This is a genomic window from Bacteroides sp. Phil13, from assembly GCF_001940965.1.
Lineage (GTDB): Bacteria > Bacteroidota > Bacteroidia > Bacteroidales > Bacteroidaceae > Bacteroides > Bacteroides intestinalis.
The window spans coordinates 80,117-99,638 of the sequence record NZ_MSHA01000083.1 but is presented as its reverse complement, the minus strand read 5'-3'; the positions used below and the strand labels follow the sequence as shown (position 1 = coordinate 99,638).

10 protein-coding genes are annotated in these 19,522 nt (G+C 39.2%); 9 read left to right on the top strand and 1 reads right to left on the bottom strand.

Going from position 1 to position 19,522, the window contains the following annotated elements; genetic code table 11:
- Positions 1-101 precede the first annotated feature (101 nt).
- From BWI44_RS16005 to BWI44_RS15965, 9 genes are all read left to right on the top strand, one after another.
- A complete protein-coding gene (locus BWI44_RS16005; RefSeq protein ID WP_117694142.1) occupies positions 102-3,458 on the top strand; it encodes a TonB-dependent receptor in 3,357 nt (1,118 codons plus the stop codon).
- An 18-nt stretch (positions 3,459-3,476) separates the two neighbouring features.
- The gene (locus tag BWI44_RS16000; protein ID WP_117694138.1) at positions 3,477-5,039 is read left to right on the top strand and encodes a RagB/SusD family nutrient uptake outer membrane protein; all 1,563 of its coding nucleotides are present in this window, start codon (positions 3,477-3,479) and stop codon (positions 5,037-5,039) included.
- Positions 5,040-5,124: 85 nt separating this feature from the next.
- On the top strand, positions 5,125-6,690 hold the full coding sequence (locus BWI44_RS15995; RefSeq protein WP_117694151.1) for a glycoside hydrolase family 28 protein: 1,566 nt from the start codon (positions 5,125-5,127) through the stop codon (positions 6,688-6,690).
- Between the two features lie 19 nt (positions 6,691-6,709).
- Positions 6,710-8,755: a glycoside hydrolase family 2 protein gene (locus BWI44_RS15990; protein WP_195209511.1), complete on the top strand. Its 2,046-nt coding sequence runs from the start codon at positions 6,710-6,712 to the stop codon at positions 8,753-8,755.
- 65 nt (positions 8,756-8,820) lie between these two features.
- The gene (locus tag BWI44_RS15985; protein WP_195209512.1) at positions 8,821-10,236 is read left to right on the top strand and encodes a sialate O-acetylesterase; all 1,416 of its coding nucleotides are present in this window, start codon (positions 8,821-8,823) and stop codon (positions 10,234-10,236) included.
- Positions 10,237-10,802: 566 nt separating this feature from the next.
- Positions 10,803-13,283: a glycoside hydrolase family 2 TIM barrel-domain containing protein gene (locus tag BWI44_RS15980; RefSeq protein WP_195209543.1), complete on the top strand. Its 2,481-nt coding sequence runs from the start codon at positions 10,803-10,805 to the stop codon at positions 13,281-13,283.
- 55 nt (positions 13,284-13,338) lie between these two features.
- The gene (locus BWI44_RS15975; protein ID WP_195209513.1) at positions 13,339-15,558 is read left to right on the top strand and encodes an alpha-L-rhamnosidase-related protein; all 2,220 of its coding nucleotides are present in this window, start codon (positions 13,339-13,341) and stop codon (positions 15,556-15,558) included.
- Between the two features lie 27 nt (positions 15,559-15,585).
- On the top strand, positions 15,586-17,199 hold the full coding sequence (locus tag BWI44_RS15970) for an alpha-galactosidase D (protein ID WP_118448363.1): 1,614 nt from the start codon (positions 15,586-15,588) through the stop codon (positions 17,197-17,199).
- Positions 17,200-17,211: 12 nt separating this feature from the next.
- The gene (locus BWI44_RS15965; protein WP_195209514.1) at positions 17,212-18,975 is read left to right on the top strand and encodes an alpha-L-rhamnosidase-related protein; all 1,764 of its coding nucleotides are present in this window, start codon (positions 17,212-17,214) and stop codon (positions 18,973-18,975) included.
- A gap of 35 nt (positions 18,976-19,010) precedes the next feature.
- On the opposite strand, the gene BWI44_RS15960 is transcribed toward BWI44_RS15965, so the two are convergent.
- Positions 19,011-19,514 (bottom strand): flavodoxin, encoded by a 504-nt coding sequence (locus BWI44_RS15960; protein WP_195209515.1) that lies wholly within the window; start codon positions 19,512-19,514, stop codon positions 19,011-19,013.
- Positions 19,515-19,522: the final 8 nt, after the last annotated feature.

Sequence of the window (19,522 nt, the reverse complement as noted above, 5' to 3'; positions counted from 1 at the left end):
TGGGACAGTGCTGCAACACCATCCCATAGACAGTCAATTATGCATTGACTTTTTTCTCTAAATAATCTTAAGTAAAAACCTAAAATTAGTAATGCAAATATATGAAAAATATTTTGTATCAGGAATCTATTGTAGAAATTAAACATTTATTCCATATTATGAAAATCACAACCTTAATCCTGTTCATATTTGCAGGAACAGCTTTTGCCACGGAAACTTATTCCCAAGTGATGAAAGTGACTGTCATGGCAGATAAAATATCGACAGGTAAAGTTATCAATGAAATAGAAAAGCAAACCGATTATTTGTTCGTATATAATGTGAACGAAGTTAATCTGAAACGCACTGTACAAGTGAATGCAGAGAACAAGTCCGTAGCTGAAGTTCTGAACAAGGTATTCGAGGGAACTGATATTTATTATGCCATGGAAGGCAAGAATATTATGTTAATGAGCAAAGCAAAAGAAAATAGTTCTGTACAGCAGACGGAAAACAAAATAAAAGGTGTCGTAAAGGACACAAATGGTGAGCCCATTATCGGCGCTAATATAACAGTTAAAGGTCAATCAATAGGTACAATTACAGATATAGACGGGCGATTCATATTAGAAGCCTCGACAAATGCTCTATTACAAGTAACATACATAGGTTATGTTTCTCAAGAGCTACAAGTAAACAATAGAAAAGAAATAACAATTATTTTACAAGAAGATGCCAAAGCTTTAGAAGAAGTGGTCGTAATTGGTTATGGCACAGCGAAAAAATCAGATTTGACAGGTTCTACAGCACAAATCAAACCGGAAGCATTAACTGCATCAGTCGTAGGAAATGCTTTGGAATCATTGCAAGGTAAGGCAGCCGGAGTAGCTGTTTTCAATGACAATAAGCCAGGTGCTTCACCTTCTATTCGTGTGCGTGGTAGTGGTTCTATTACTGCCAGCAACGAGCCCTTATATGTTGTTGACGGCTTTCCTTTAATGGATGGAAACATTAGTGATTTGAATCCTAGCGATATAGAGTCCATGGAGATATTAAAAGATGCCTCTTCAACAGCTATTTATGGTTCACGTGGTGCAAATGGCGTAGTCATGATTACCACCAAAAAAGGTAAAAGTGGTACAAAGAATCTTTCAGTCAATACTTCAGTTGGAGTCCAGATTCCGGGGCGTCTAGCCAATTTAATCTCCGGAGAAGATTTTATTAATTTCATGAATGCCGGTTACAAGAATCAAGGAAGTAATGTACCCTTTCCGAATAATCCTTCTACATATGCTACCGATACAAATTGGGAAAAAGAAATTTTAGAGAACTCATCTTTGCTTCAAGATTATAGTATTACTTTTGACGGAAGTAGCAATAAAACCAATTATATGCTGTCAACAGGTTTCTATAATCAAGAAGGTTTGTTAAAAGCGCAGAATTATCAGAAATATACTTTCCATGGAAATTTGCAACATAGTTTCAATAAGTGGTTAACAATAGGTGCCAACACCCAATTTACATATAGCATTCAAGATGTATTTGATAGTGCTCTAATTGATATTTATAGATATGGATGGCCTACCGAAAAAATAAAAGATGAAGATGGTGCATATAATATAGCTTCTATGCATAACACATATATGCTTTATCCGTGGAATCCAGTTTTAGATATGAATGAAACCACTACTCGATTTACCACAAACCGTTTCTTAGGAAGTTTGTTCGCAGAAATGCAATTAACGAAAGACCTTAAATACCGTTTGAGTTTAGGCATTGATTTGAAAAACACCCGTAAATATAACTATGTGAGTTCCGAATCGGCCATAAATAAGGCATCCGGACTGAAAGGAAATGGCTATAATAATTGGGATAAGCGGTTTAGTAAGGTAATGGAGAACATATTAACTTACAATCATACATGGAATAAGCATCGTTTAACTGCAACAGCCGTATATTCATGGCAAGATTTCACTTACGAAGACATCAATCTGTCCGGTTCCGGCTTCGAAAACGACCAAACAGGCGCATGGTCTATGGGGTTAGCAGATAAAAGTTCAGTTTCATGGGCAACAAATAAATATAGTAATAAGTTAATTTCATTTACAGGACGAGTATCTTATGTATACGACGACAAATATTTATTAACAGCTACAAGTCGTTGGGATGGTTCTTCTCGGTTTGGAGCTAATAGTAAATGGGGATATTTTCCATCCGTAGGTTTAGGCTGGCGCCTTTCACAAGAATCATTTTTAAAATCAAATAAAGTTATTACAAATTTAAAAATCCGCAGTAGTTTTGGTATTACCGGTAATCAGGAAATAGGTAATTACAAATCATTAGCACAATTGACAGGTTCCAATTATACGGATGGTAGTTCTGTTATTTATGGTTTCAAAGAATCTATTGGAAATGGCGATTTAAAATGGGAAAGGACTACTCAACTCGATTTAGGTTTTGATTTAGGTTTATGGAATCGTATGGACATTGCTTTTGATTATTATATCCGAAATACCAATGACCTGCTATATGATGTTCCTATTCCTTCTACGTCAGGTTATTCTAGAATTTTGAGTAATATTGGTAAGGTTACTAATAAAGGCTGGGAACTATCAGTAGGTGGAACTATCATACAAAATAAAGATTTTAATTTATATGCCTCAGCTAATATAACCTATAATCAAAATAAAATAAAAGAATTATATGGTGGTGTTGATGAGGTATCCGTCCGTTATGAAGCAGGTGGGCTAGCTCGTATTTTAAAAGTTGGAGAATCTGTGGATGCAGTTTATGCCCGCCATTCATTGGGAATCATTAAAACTCAAGAACAATTAGAAGAATATAAAAAGAAAGTTCCTAATACTGCTGCTAATGCGCAACTAGGAGATGAAATGTATGAAGATATTGATAAAGATGGCTCTATTAGTTCAGATGACTACATTTGTTTAGGTTCCGTTCAGCCTAAATATTTTTATGGATTAAATATTGGCATGGAATATAAAGGATTTGGTATCAGTATTTATGGTCAGGGTGGTCATAAATATGCTTCCATAACCGGGGCTGAAGATTATTATACGAACAATTCTGCCTGGGCCATGAGTTACGCCAATCTAACAAGCTATTTATTGTATGGCGAAAATCAGATATCAAATAACGTACATATTCCAACACAATATGCATATAAACATATGTGGAGTCCTGAAAATCCCGATGGTGATTATCCTACCGCTGGGGCACATGATGTCTATCTGTCAGATAGAACTAATTCCAACTGGAAGTATTTTATACTGAAAAACATTCAAGTCAATTACGATTTAGCTCCATTATTGAAAATTAAATCAGTAAAGTCATTGAAAGTAAACTTAAACTTCCAGAATTTTGTAACATTTGCAAATCATCGTGGCTACAATCCTATAAACGGTGATACAAGTAATCCTTGGGCAAAATCAATTATTTTAGGTATTAATGCAAAATTCTAATTTATAATATAGCATGTTATGAGACAATTAAAATATATTTTGAGAGGACTAGCCTTATTGTCACTCCTCATTTTTAACAGTTGTACGAATTTGGATGAAAAGCCTTATACATTTATTGATCCAGATAGTTTTTATAAAAATGAAGAACAGCTAAATGCAGGATTAACAAATGTATATAATCAGTTTCGTAGTATGATGAGTGATTATACATACATTATGCGCATTGAAGAATGTACTGATTTTGGACAGCCTTGCCAGACAAAAGAGAATGGGCACTATATAAATTGCTGGTATGATATAAATAATGCTAGCTCATCTACATTCTCAAAACTATGGGGAGCTGCTTATGTTACTATAAATAGTACTAATACTGTATTGGCACGCGGTGAAAAAATAGACATTAGCGATGAAGCAAAATCTTGCATTTATGCACAAGCTCGTTTTATGCGTGCATATACTTACTTTGTTTTGGTTCGTTTATTTGGGGGAGTTCCTATTCCTGAGACGTTCACTAATAGTTTAGAAGGTTTAGAAATTCCCCGTAAATCCATAGATGAAGTGTATGATTACATTTTGGAAGATCTAGACTATTGTGAAGCACATCTGCCTATTCGTGGGACTAATAAATACGATGTATGGAGAGTCTCAAAAGGAGCAGTTCAGGCTTTATTAAGTGAAGTTTATCTCACATTGGCCTCTATGGAAGGTAATAATGAATATTATCAGAAGTGCGTGGACAATTGTGAAAAAATCATCCAATCAGGAGTATATAGTTTGGTAAGCAACTATTCAGATTTATGGTATGCATTTAACATTAATGCAAAAAACAATCAAGAATCTATCTTTGAATTACAATTTTCAGCGGAAGCGAAACAAGCAAACTGGTGTCATCAAATGTTTGGTTTTGCCAATAGTTTTACTATTCCGGGATATGGATATATGTTCTATCATCGTTTTGGACCTTCTATTTATGCGTGGGAGAGCTATGATAAAAAAGATGCACGCAGAGACGCCTTTGTAACGGAGTTTTTTTATAATGGAACTAAATATGAGTTTCTTGCATCTGATAATGGTTTTTATCCAGGTAAAAAGAATTGGGTTTCTGCAACTCCAGGAAATGCTAAATTTTATGATTACCAAACAAGTGCAGACTTGAAATGCCCTAGTGCCAATATTTACATGTTACGGTATTCTGAAGTTCTGTTGAACTACGCGGAAGCAAAAAACAAGTTAGGCAGTTCGGACGAAGCTCTGGATAAACTGAACATGGTGCATCAGCGTGCAGGACTTCCAGCTTTGGACAATATGGGACAGGATAAACTAGATGAGGCTATATTTCAGGAAAGAGGATGGGAATTCATCGGCGAAGCAAAATTATATTATGATGAATTACGTACAGACCGCTTAGGGAAAAGGCTGAAAGAATTCATGAAGCGTGGAGTAGCTGAAGGCATGTACCTTTTCCAGGAATTACAGTTTGTACCCCAAAAAAGTTTCTTATGGAAGATTCCGCAAAGTGACGTAGACTCCAATCCTGCTCTGGAGCAAAATCCTGATAATTTATCAGGCCCGTTAAACTGATTATAATGTATACTGATAAATACCCTTGTTTTCTATGTACAAGGGTATTTATTAATCAATGACCAATTTATTTATATATACATATATGTTTTCAGAAAAGACAGTTTGTTTAATAATTTATATTACTCTATTCAGTTCACATTTATTAGCAACTCAAGTAGAAAAGGATATACCAGTGCCCGATAAAGTGGGAGCAGAAATCATGCCACAATTTATCGCCCCTTTTCATGATGTTCCTTTTAATATGCCTAAGTTACAATATCCTAAGTTTCCAGACTATTCTGTAAACATCAAGGATAATGGTGCCACTGTCGATAAACCAATAACCGAACTCGTCAACCGATTGATAATGGAAACTAGTCGGAAAGGTGGGGGAAAAGTAGTCATTCCTTCAGGTAAATGGAAGTCGGCCCGTATTATACTGAAAAGTAATGTCAACCTCTATCTGGAAAAAGGGGCGGAAATTGAATTTTCCGGTGAGCCGAAAGATTATTTGCCAAGTGTATACACTATGCACGAAGGTCGTCAGATTATGGGCTCCGGATCTTTTATTTATGCTTGTAATGAAGAAAACATTGCAATTACTGGGAAAGGCCATATTTATGGTCCTTCAATGGACTCGCCGATACGTAAAAACTCCAATAGTATTGCTTGGATAGAAAAGGATTTCCCTGAAAAAACAGAAGAACGTATCTTTGACGGTATGGAAGGACGTCATTTTTTCGCCCCAAAAGTTATTGCACCTATCCAGTGCAAAGGCGTATTTATTGAAGGTATGACCATAGAAAGATGCATGTTCTGGAATGTCAATCCGATATTATGTGAGGATGTAATCATACGTGGAGTCACGGTAAATTCCGTAGGGATTCCGAGTGGTGACGGTGTGGACATTACATGCAGCAAGAACGTATTGGTGGAATACTGTACCATGAATTGCGGAGACGACTGTTATGCTGTAAAAGGAGGTCGTGACGAAGAAGGTGCACGTATGGGTATCCCCACTGAAAATGTAATCATCCGCTATTGTTTTGCCAAAGCCGGTCATGGTGGTTTGACAACTGGTAGTGAAACAGGAGGTGGAATTAAAAACATATATGCTTATAATTGTGTATTTGACGGAACTGACATGCCACTGCGTTTTAAGACCCGTCGACCACGTACTGGAATTACAGAGAATATTTTCTATGAGAAATTGAGAATAAAAGACGCAAAAACTGTCCTCGTATGGGACTTGCTGGGAAGTTATAATTTTGTTGGCGAACTGGCTAACCGTTTACCACTGAGACCAGTAACTGCACTCACTCCCACTGTAAGAAATGTCCGTATCAAGAATTTCATTGTTGAGGCTGCCAATTGCTTTATTTCAGCACGTGGTATTCCGGAACTGCCCATCAATAACGTAAAAATAGAGGATGGCACAGTGCAATGTAATAATTTGATGCCCATCATGCATGACTTTGAAAATTTCACATTGCGAAATCTATCAATCAAATCAAAACAGAATAAGATTCATGTATTGAAAGGAAAAAATCTGCTGATGGAAAATATTGAGTTGTCCCTGCCCGAAAACAAACTTTATCTCAAAGTAGAGGGATCCAAAGACATCAATTTCAGAAATCTAAGTCCAGACATAAAGATTATTAAAAAATGAACCATTTAAGAATTATAGTATGAAACGACACTTGTTTATGCTAGTTGCAGAACTGCTGCTATGCTCAATATCATATGCTAAGACTTCTCCTCGCTTGTTTATATCTTTAGATAAGGAGTGGGGATATAAACCTATTACCAGTGCCGTCAGAAAGGCTCCATTAATTCCCGTCACCATCCCCCATACATGGAATGCGGAATATCTACCGGGGCAAATATCCTATAATCGGGAGATGATGGTTTATAAGAGAACTTTAACAATTTCTCCTGAGATGGAAGGAAAACGTTTATTTCTTTTTTTCGAAGGTATAAATTCTGTTGCCGATGTTTTTATCAATTACCAGACAGTCGCCCATCATTTAGGAGGTTATACTGCATTCTGCGCTGAAATTACTGATCAAGTTAAAAAGGGTAAAAATGATTTGGAGGTATGGGTGAGTAATGCTTATCGCACAGACGTACTACCCATCAATGGAGATTTCAATGTATATGGAGGTATTCATCGCCCTTGTCACCTGATAGTAACAGAAGAGAACTGTATATCTCCATTGTTTTTCGCTTCTTCCGGTGTGTTTGTACACCAAAAAAATATTTCGAAAAAAAAGGCTGAATTTGTAGTCGAAAGCAGACTTTCATTAAAAGGAATAAAGTCGAACTTAAAAATACGTACTACCATACTTGACGCAACTGGAAAGACGGTAAAAAGTCAGGAAACAGAGGTTACAGATGAGCAGCTAAACCAGCCCATGACTATCCAGAATCCCGTTTTATGGGATGCTAAACACAATCCTTATCTATACACTGTCAATGTAGAACTGTACGATGGAAATAGACTAGTGGATAAAGTTACTGAGCAAACAGGTTTCCGTTATTTCTCCATAGATCCTGATAAAGGTTTTTTCTTAAATGGAAAGCCTTATGATATTCACGGCTTTTGTCGCCATGAGGATGTAGAGGGCAAAGGAAGTGCCCTGTTACCAGAAGATTATGACAAAGATATAGAATTAATAAAAGAAGTAGGAGCTACAGGAATACGTCTGACACACTATCCGCATGCAAAAAGAATGCATGATCTATGTGACAGAAACGGCATCATACTTTGGGCTGAAATTCCGTTTGTCGGTCCCGGTGGATATGCCTATACCGGTTATGTTTCTAATCAAGGATTACATGACAATGCACGTCAGACTTTGAAAGAACTGGTTTATCAGAATTATAATCATCCCTCTATATGCTTTTGGGGAATATTCAATGAACTTCTAATTACAGATGAGAAAACATTTCAGGCTTATGACAACCCTGTCGTATTTGTTAAAGAATTGAACAGCCTTTATAAGCAATTGGATTCCTCCAGATTGACGACTTTCGCAACTTGTGTAAATCAGACAAATTATTTGGGGTGTGCAGATTTAATAGCATGGAATAAATATTTCAATTGGAATGACGGTCAGCAGATTGGTAGTTTTATGGATAAGGTAAAAGCTGATTCTCAAAACTATCCGGTAGGAGTGTCTGAATATGGTTTTGGAGGTAGTATTCATCAACATAGATGCCCTATAAATGAGAGTAAAGCTTCATTAGGAAGATTGCATCCAGAAGAATTTCAGGCAATCAGCCACGAAAAGAACTGGGAAGCACTAGCAGAACGTTCTTATTTATGGGCCAAATTTATATGGGTATTTGCTGATTTCCAGTCTGTCATCCGTAAAGAAGGAGATAGGGATGGAATGAATGATAAAGGACTTGTAACTTATGATCGACAAATAAAAAAAGATGCTTTCTATTTTTATAAAGCAAATTGGAATGCAGAACCTATGCTTCATTTGTGTGATAGCAGATTCACAGAACGCATTTACCCTATTACGTCTATAAAGGCATATACAAATTTAGAGGCTGCCACTCTTTACATGAATGGACAGAAAATAGAAAAAAAGAAACGGGATAAATATAACCGTATCATTTGGAACAATGTTATTTTACAACCAGGAAAAAACATAATTAAAATTGAAGTAAAAAACGGAAAGAAGATAATAAGTGAATCTTGCATTTGGACATTAAAACTATAATTATTATAAATAATGAGTTCAAAGAGACCGAACAGTTTATAGAAATGAAATAAAAAAAGAAACACATGAAAAGATTATTTATTCTTGCTAACTTCATATTCTTTACAATAGCATTATCTGCAGAAGTTAGATTGCCTTCCATTTTAGGAGATGGAATGGTATTACAACAAAAATCCAAAACCAATCTATGGGGATGGGCAACTCCACACAAGAAAATTACCATTGTTACGTCTTGGAATAATAAAACTTATACCGAACATTCTTCTTCTGACGGAAAATGGAATATAAAGATTGAAACACCAGAGGCAGGTGGTCCCTATACTATTACAATATCGGATGGGCAACCGATTGTACTATCTAATGTATTAATCGGAGAAGTATGGGTATGCGCAGGCCAGTCAAACGTACAAATGCCGGTCAAAGGATTTGTAGGGCAACCCATCATGGGTTCCTGTTATGCTATAGTAATGGCATCCCCTAGAGATAATATTCGTCTACTTACTGTCTTCCGAAATGAAAGTACAAACCCTATGGAAGATTGCCAGTCCACTTCATGGCTGGAAACTACTCCAGCCAATGTTAAGGAATTTAGTGCAATCGCTTATTTCTTTGCAAAATATCTCCAAAAGATTCTTCAAGTTCCCATCGGAATAATTTGTTCTGCAGCAGGTGGAACAAATATTGAAAGATGGATGGACCAAAATGACTACCTAACAACTTATCCTAATAAATCAATGGATGAAGTAAAAAGAGTGCATGCAGGAAAATTATACAATACCATGATCTATCCATTGCATCCATTCAACATAAAAGGAATCATTTGGTATCAAGGTGAAAGCAATGTATTAAATCCTCATGAATACAAACAACTTTTTACTAAAATGGTAGCATCCTGGAGAAATAAATGGGAACTCGGTGAATTTCCATTTTATTATGTCCAGATAGCCCCTTATCAATATTCTGATAAGCAAGCATCACCAACAGGAGCTGCAGAACTCCGCCAAGCACAGTTAGAAGCCATGACAATTATTCCTAATAGTGGTATGGCAGTTACTTCTGATGTTGGCGATGCTAAGCATATTCATCCTGCTGACAAAGCCAATGTCAGCAAACGGTTAGCCTTATGGGTACTAGCTAAAACATACAACATACCTGGTATCCCTTATTCTGGTCCCATTTATAAATCGGCCGAAATAAAAGGAAGTAAAGTCATACTATCTTTTGACTACACTGATATGGGAATGACAACTTACAACCAACCTCTCATTGGTTTTGAACTGGCAGGTAAAAATGGTATATTCTATCCTGCTAAAGCTGCATTTATTGGAAAAAAAGAAAAAATAGAGGTATACAGTGATAAAGTCACAGAACCGGTATATGTACAATTAGGGTTCAAAAATTATATGCCTCTTAATTTATATTCCACCTATGGATTGCCGGCATCTCCTTTTAGAATAAAGATTCTTCCTTCTCCATATTAGTTTGTATTAGATATATCTAAGGGAAGCTAAGTGAAAAGTATTTCTTAATATTACTATTTGAAATATTCTAAATATTAGTTATGTAATGAATAAAAAAGAAGTGTTTCTCACTTTATGCACAGCAATACAGGATTTTGAACTAAAATTCATTTCTAGGGTGTTTCACAATTCGAATCTTTGCATAATATATTGACAATATTTCAATGGGTTCTTTGGGATTATCGAACCAGATCTAGCCGGTTCTATGTTTAATTTTTAAAGTTTCGGTAAAATTTTACCGAAGTATTGATTATTAAGAGAGGGATTTATTTGTATAAAACTTAATCCCAAGAACAAAAGAGACAATTAACACTCTGAATGTACTGTTAAAGTAAAGATGAAAGATTAATAATTAATACGAAATCAAACTTCACACACTTTTACCTTTGTACAAAAATGCAGTTCTTTGAACTAAATTCCATTCCTTAATAGCCTCAAAGTCATGATATTTGCACGATATAAATATCAATCGAAACAATAATTAATCGAATTCAACCAACTTTATTCCTTAATAGATTATGCGTCTGATGAAAAGCCTTCTCATTACTTCACTTTTAGTAATTATTCCAAGTAGTGTAACCATGGCACAATACCAAAATGTGCAGGAAAAAGCCCTCATGAAAAACACACCTTTAGAAGGTTTTGTGTCGCAACAAAAAGCACTCTTCAATTTCGATTGGAAATTCCAATTAGTTACAAAAGAAAACAAGGGCACTAATTTCGCTGCTCCTGCATTGGATGATTCCTCTTGGCGTATTCTTGACCTTCCACATGATTTTCAGTTTGAGCAACCCTGGACGAAGGCAGGTGGCGGTGCACGCGGCTTCAAGCCAATGTGTGAGGGATGGTATCGTAAATCTTTCCAAGCAGATCCATTATGGAAAGGGAAACGGGTAGTGATGGATTTCGGGGGAATCATCTACTTAGGTGATGTCTACCTGAATGGACACAAGATAGCCTCTACGGATTATGGATATGTAGGCATTGAAGCAGACCTTACTCCTTATCTGCATTTTGACAAGGAAAATATAGTAGCTGTATATGCATCTACCGGTCCTAAAAAAGGTTCTCGTTGGTATACAGGTGGCGGATTGTTCCGCGATGTTTATCTGCAAGTTCAAAATCCTACCCATATAGCACGGCACGGGATTTACATTACTACCCCCGAAGTTGCATCGGATAAAGCAACAGTTGCCGTACAGGTGGAAGTAGACGGTTGGCAAAAACATGATGTATTGGTTCGTACTACAATTCGTAACCCGGAAGGAAAAGTAGTGGGTTCTGCCCATAACACCATGCCCAAACATACTCACCAAACTTGTACTGAGTTAAAGTTGCCTGCAATAATTTTGAAGAACCCACAACTCTGGTCGTGCAATACACCGCAACTGTATAGTGCAGATGTGGTTGTGGTAGCAGATGGTATGGTAGTAGACAGTATTACAGAACAATTCGGTATCCGCAAGTTAGAGTTTTCACCTGAATTTGGTTTCAAACTCAATGGAGAAAAGATATTTCTACAAGGCAATGCCAACCATCATGATCTCGGCGCATTAGGGGCTGCTTCTTACGATAGAGCTATTGAACGTATGATGTTACAGTTGAAAGCTTTCGGTTATAATACAATTCGTTGTTCGCACAATCCCTACAGTGACAGTTTCGCCCGAATTGCAGACCGCGTAGGTATGCTCATTGTAGATGAATTGACAGACAAATGGAGTGATAATGATTATTGGGGTGGACGCCGACCATTCACTCAGATTTGGTCTGACCTGATTATAGAGTGGATAAAACGTGACCGTAACCGTCCGTCAATCATTCTTTGGAGTTTAGGTAACGAATTGCAAATTCGTGAAGGATGGGCAGGTTTTAGAGGGATTAATGATTGGGGCATCACCACCTATCGCATCTTCAATCAATTAGTGAAACGTTTTGATGACAGCCACCTGACAACAGTTGCAATGTTCCCTGCACGTGCCGGTGCCATCACTCGCCACGACAAAGACTTCGACAGTTACCTTGTTCCGCCCGAACTGGCTTGCGCCACAGAAATTGCTTCATTCAATTATCAATCGGATAAGTACGCTGCTTATCTTCAGCATAAACCAGACCTCATACTGTTTCAAAGTGAAGCCGAGACCTACAAATTACTGGAGCCCTTCTATAACATGGATAAAAAGCGCACAGTAGGTATAGCCTATTGGGGTTCTGCCGAATACTGGGGAGAATCTAACCAATGGCCCAAAAAAGGATGGAATTATTCATTCTTTGACCACACCATGCATCCTTATCCCCAAGCTTATCTTATCAAATCCGCCTTCATGCCAGATGTTCCGGAAGTACATATCGGTGTAGTAGATGCAGCCGATGCCGAGAGTGTCAGTTGGAATGACGTGATAGTGGGGCGCATGACACTTAATGAACGTTGGAATTATGAACCGGGCAGCAAACAATCACTCTTCACCTACACCAATGCCCACTCAGTAGAACTATTGGTAAATGGTAAAAGTATAGGCACCCAGCTAAACGATACGACAAAGATCAATCTGCGTAATATGATCTATTGGAAAGATGTCCCATATGGCAATGGTGGCTCACTGGAGGCTATTGCCCGCGATAAAAATGGAAATGAAGTTGCTCGTCATCGCATTGAAAGTGCTGAAAAAGCTGTAGCACTCAAGATAGAAGCGGAAACACCAACCGACTGGAAAGCCGATGGTATGGACTTGCAATACATCAATGTCACAGCAGTTGATAAAAAAGGACACCCCGTGTGGACATACAACGAACCGCTTACCTTGCAAATAGAAGGTTCTGCCCGGTTAGTAGCATTGGATAACAGCGACCATTATACATCCGATCTTTTCAATGGCATCACTACCAAACGGATGCATCAAGGACGTATGCAAATTATCCTCCGCAGTAATCGGGAAGCAGGTGAAGTGAAACTAAAAGTTACTTCAGTGGGCTTAAAAGGAACTCTTCGCCTGAAAACAATCATCAATTAGAAGAAGTAACAATAGAAACACATTGAAAAATTAATAAACGATATCCATTAAAGACATGAATAAAAGACTAAAATTAATAGCAGGCATTTTTTGGGTAACCACCATTAACTGTTATGCGCAGATCAAAGAATTCGATCCTTTATTAGATTCTAAAGTCACAGTAATCCCAGCACCTTCCCAGGAAGAATGGAACAGTAATTATATGTGGTATCCGGGACAATTAGCCGCTTTCTATCAACAACAATCAGCCAAGATTTCCAAAGAACGCTGTGTGAACGTAGGATACCCGGGAAAGTTCTTTGCTAAAAACAACCGTGCTTATTTCAAAAGAGAAATAAAATTGCACAAGAAAAACAATCTTTGTTGGGAAGGCCCATCCGATATTATCCTTTACGTCAATGGAATAAAACAATCCACAACTAATAAGCAGATAACACTGCCCGCAGGTAAATCTTCCCTTTTATTTGAAGTGATAACGAACGATTCTTTGCCTTGCATTATACTGAAAGGCGAAGGTCTGGAAAATCCAAATGAATGGCAGGTCAGTATGGATAAAAACTACTGGACCATTCCTGAGAGTGCCTCCATGTATAATAAGCCCGCCACTCGCCCAGACGCTCCTCAGAACATAATCGCTCAAATCAAGCCACAAGAAATACTTCCAATGCGTAATGCCAAAACCATTGGAGCAGATGGAGTACAAATCGGCAAGAACGGCTATGCTTTAATAGACTTTTTCCATCTGGAAATCGGTACTCTCACTTTTCAGGTAAAGGGAAAAGGCACTGTAACCGTACGAGTAGGTGAAACTCCGGAAGAAGCTCTGGAAAGAGATGACAAGAAGCTGGAACAATACCCGTTGCCTCCCATCAAATTGTCAGAAACAGGCAGTGTCATCAGCATACCTGAACGTGCACTCAGATATGCTTCTCTTGAATGTGATGAAGGTGCTGAAATTACTTCCCTAAAATTTGATGCCTCCATGTGGCCGGTAGAATATCAGATGCAGTTTGAAACGGATGATGAGTACATCAACAATCTGTTCAAAATGAGTAGCGCTACACTTCACACCAGTATGCACCGCTTCTATCTGGATGGAGTGAAACGTGATTTCCTCCCCTGGTCGATGGATGCACTGGTCAGCACACTGGGAGGCGACTACCTGTTCGGTGACCAACAGGTTTCAAAAAACGGAATATCCATAGCACTGATGCCGCTTAATCCCAAACTATCCGATATAGGTATACCCGACTATCCGCTCCACGCGCTATTTGGGTTAAAGCAGAATTACCTGCGTTTCGGAGATTTAACAACCTCCCTCCAATACAAAGACCGGATTACCCAACTGCTTGACTTTTATGCTTCCATCGTTGATGAAGACGGATTTGTACATGGCAATTATGGTGACAGACAGTTCGGTTATACCCCGGGATGGTCTACCTACAATGGTCCTGCCCGAAAAGGCGTGGCTGCTTATGCACAGATAATGTTGTATTACAATTACATGACAGGTGCTTACTTTGCCAGCTTATGGAAAGAGAAAGCACTTGCAAGCAAATACAATAAGCTGGCACAAGATTTAAAGAGAAAGATATTCAAGCACTTCTGGGATGATGAAAGAAAAGCATTCATCAATGGCACGATGAATGACGGCACCACTATTGACAAGCGAATTTCACATCATGCACAATATTGGGCTATCTTGACAGACATATTTCCGAAAGAACACTATGACAACTTATTTGAGAATATCCTTCCCAATCTGCCCCATTATTATACCACTGTCAGCTATGAAAAAGGCTATGAATTCCTAGCATATACCAAGGCAGGACGGGTAAAGGAGTTATGGGATTTCATGTACCGTGTATTCGGCGATTGGATGGATCAAGGACATACCCGCTTTCCCGAAAACTTCCAGACAGAGGCTTCAAGAGCCAAACAACTGGAGTTTTACAGACGCCCTTACGGTTTAAGCCTTTGCCACGGTGCCAACGGAGTGCCTGCAGTAGTAGGCGCCTTAAACGGGCTTATTGGTTTCAGCCAATTGGCAGAAAAGCCCAATGAATATACCATTAAGCCTGAACTTTTACACCTCAAATGGATAAACTCAAGGATTCCCGTCAAAGAAGGCTTTATCAGTGTAAAACTGAATGCAACCGGCGAAAGTACAATCGAAATTCCCAATGGTTGCATAGTTAAGGTTATCACCAAAGGAGAAGGTAAGCCATTAACATTAAGGAAGCCAGGTACATACAAATTCAAATTAATTGATTAACTTTCGGACATAAAAGTAAAAATACTTATGAAAAGACATTTTATAACAGGAGCACTTCTTGCTCTTATACTTGCTGCAAGTTCCTGCACATCAACAAATGAAAAGATCACGCAGGAATCCTTCTCACCACCCCTGATGGGTTGGAGTTCCTGGAACACCTATCATGTGAATATCAACGAGGAATTGATAAAGAAACAAGCAGATGCTTTGGTTGCCCATGGTTTGAAAGATGCCGGTTATCTATATATTAATGTGGATGACGGATTTTTCGGCTGGCGAGATGAAACCGGAAAGATGCATGCACATCCCGAACGCTTTCCTAATGGAATGAGACCTATATCCGACTACATCCATTCATTAGGTCTGAAAGCAGGTATCTATTCGGATGCAGGCGACAACACCTGTGGTTCTATTTACGACGATGATGCCAATGGAGTTGGCTCCGGCCTCTACGGGCACGAGCAGCAGGATATGGACCTTTATCTGAAAGAATGGAACTATGACTTCATCAAGATAGACTATTGCGGTGGCAGAGAATTAGGGCTTGATGAAGAAAAGCGCTACACAACCATTTGCGAAGCAATCAAGAATACCGGACGCACCGATGTTTCCATTAATATTTGCCGATGGGCTTTCCCTGGTACTTGGGCGAAAAGCATGGCGCGTTCCTGGCGCATCAGTCCGGATATACGTCCCCGCTGGGAATCCGTGAAGAACATTATCCGAAAGAATCTCTATTTATCAGCTTATGCCGGTGAAGGACATTATAATGATATGGACATGCTGGAAGTTGGTCGCGGATTGAAGCAGGAAGAGGAAGAAGTACATTTTGGAATGTGGTGTATCATGAGTTCGCCCCTTCTTATTGGTTGCGATATGACAACCATTCCTGAAACTTCATTGGCTTTACTGAAAAACAAAGAATTGATAGCACTGAATCAGGATCCGTTAGGACTACAGGCCTACGTGGTACAGCATGAGAATGAAGAATATGTATTAGTGAAAGACCTTGAGCAAAAGCGGGGACTTGTGCGTGCCATAGCTCTGTATAATCCATCGGATACTGTATATAATTTCGATGTTCCTTTCGAAAAACTGGAGATGGGGGGAACAGTAAAAGTCCGCAATGTGATGCAATGCAAGGATTTGGGAAATATGACAGACAATATCCGGTTATCAGTTCCTCCACATAGCGTTGCAATATGGAGATTGGAAGCAGAAAAACGTCTTGAACCGACTCTTTATGAGGCAGAATGGGCCTATTTGCCTTGCTATGATGACTTGGGAAAGAACCCTAAACAGATATTCTATGCCGCATCTCCGGCTTGTTCCGGCAAGATGAAAGTATCAAATATCGGAGGCAGTGAAGAAAATATTGCGGAATGGAAAGAAGTGTACAGTGAGAAAGGGGGCGAATATGATATGACTATTTATTATAGCTGCGACAAAAACAGGAAACTGGAAGTATCTGTAAATGAAACCAAGACAGAAATAAAAGACCTGAATAGCGGCAACAAAGAAAAAGTAACATCCGTAACCATTCCTGTAACTTTAGTAGCCGGTAACAACGTAATCCGTATGGGAAACAACTTCGGATGGGCACCGGATATTGATTGCTTTAAGTTAAGTAAACGACAGTAATAAAGAATTTGTATGATAAGAGTAACCATAATAACAATAGCCTTATGCATAGCAGGAGCAGCAAAAGCCCAGACTTACGTTCCTCCCGTTTTTGGCGCAGACAGTCTGAACATCCATACAGATGAAATGACACGCCTATATGTACCTCCTCAAAAGGTTATGTGGATTAGCAATGGCTCTTTAGTCAGCAATGCGGAAATACTGCTTCTCCCTGGTACCGGACAAACAGAACTTGGTAGGAGGAACATGTGCTCCATGCATACCACAGAAAGTGATACCGCCTCTATCCTACTGGACTATGGACGGGAATTGCACGGAGGATTAAAACTCGTGTTAGGTTCTGCTAAACCCTGGAAGCCCACCTCTATACGTATTCGTTTCGGAGAGTCCGTAAGTGAAGCCTGTAGCCAGAATGATGGCGGCAAACGGAGAAAGGGGTATTCCACAAACGACCATGCTATGCGTGATATGATTATGCAGATCCCAAGTGACGGACAAATTGAAATAGGAAGTACCGGATTCCGTTTTATCCGTATCGATTGCCTGTCACCCAATACAACCATGTATCTGAAAGAAGCTCCCGCCATTTTCCGCTACCGGAATATCCCTTATCTGGGCTCATTCCGTTGCAATGACCAACGTCTGAATGATATATGGATGACCGGAGCATACACCGTCCATCTGAATATGCAGGAATACTTATGGGATGGCATAAAGCGCGACCGCCTGATATGGCTGGGTGACATGCACCCCGAAGTAGCAACCATTATGAGTGTATTCGGGCATAATGAAGTAGTAAACAAGAGCATAGATCTGGCTTGCGAGCAGTTCCCCCTGCCCCAATGGCTGAATGGAATCAGTACTTATTCAATGTGGTACCTGATTATCCAGCACGAATGGTATATGCATAATGGAGATATAGATTTCTTACGTCACCATCGTGCCTACATTACCGGAGTAATCGACCGCATAGATGAATGTGTAGACGAGAAAGGCAATGAGAATCTGGCAAAACAACGCTTTCTGGATTGGCCGTCAAGTCCTAATCAGCCGGGGGTTGAAGCAGGATGCAGAGCATTGCTTGGCTGGGCTTTGAAAAATGCAGAGGTATTATGCAATCTACTGGAAGAACAGGAACATGCAAAAAAATGCCGTGCCATATCCAAGCGACTGAAAAAGCAGATAAAACAACCTAACGGTTTGAAACAAGCAGCCGCACTAATGTCCATCGCAGGATTAATGAAGCCCGAACAAGCATGCAGCGAAGTTATCTCAGTAGGTGGTGCAAAGGACTTTTCCACTTTTTATGGCTACTACATGTTGCAGGCCCTTGCGCAAGCAGGCGAATATCAGCAAGCTGTAGACATTATCCGCCAGTATTGGGGTGGGATGTTAGATTTAGGAGCAACCACTTTCTGGGAAGATTTCAATCTGGACTGGACCCATAATGCCGCAAGACTGGATGATTTCGTTCCCGAGGGCAAAGATGATATTCATGGAGATTTCGGCGATTATTGTTATCCCAGTTTCCGACACAGCTTCTGCCACGGCTGGGCTTCCGGCCCTACCCCTTGGATGACACAGCATATTTTAGGTGTCAAGATAGTGGATGCAGGCTGTAAGACTCTTCGCATAACTCCCCATCTTGGTGATTTGGAATGGGCGGAAGGCACCTTCCCTACTCCATTGGGGGTAGTCTACATCAAGCATGTCAAAGGAGCTGATGGAAAAATAGTTTCTACAGTCAAAGCTCCTGATGGAATCAAAGTAATATAAAATAAGGGGCTCTCTAACGAGCCCCTCATATTATATCAAAATTCCTCTTTCAACTGTTCACACCAAGCTGCAATCCGTTCATCCGTCAGCTTCGACTGGTTCTCTATATCAATCACCAGTCCACACCATTTACCATCCCTCAAAGCTCTTGACCGGTTAAATGAATAACCTTCGGCAGACGTAAATCCGACAAGGATAGCCCCTGCCTTTTCAAAGGCATCAGCCAGTATTCCCAAGCCGTCAACAAAATTATCAGGATAACCGATTTGGTCACCAAGTCCGAAGAGAGCAACTTTCTTGTCTTTCAAATCGAGGCTTTCTATCTCCGGTATCATTTCGTCCCAATAGGTAGACAATTCACCGTCGAACCAGGTAGATGCACCTACTATCAGATTATCATAAGCCTGGAAATCATTCTGCCAAGCCTTTTCTATCATAATCATTTCCACTTCTTTGTGTCCGAGCTTCTCACGTATCTTCTCTGCGATATGAGAAGTCTTGGCAGCATTCATTGCATAAAATAATCCTATCTCTTTCATAATAACTT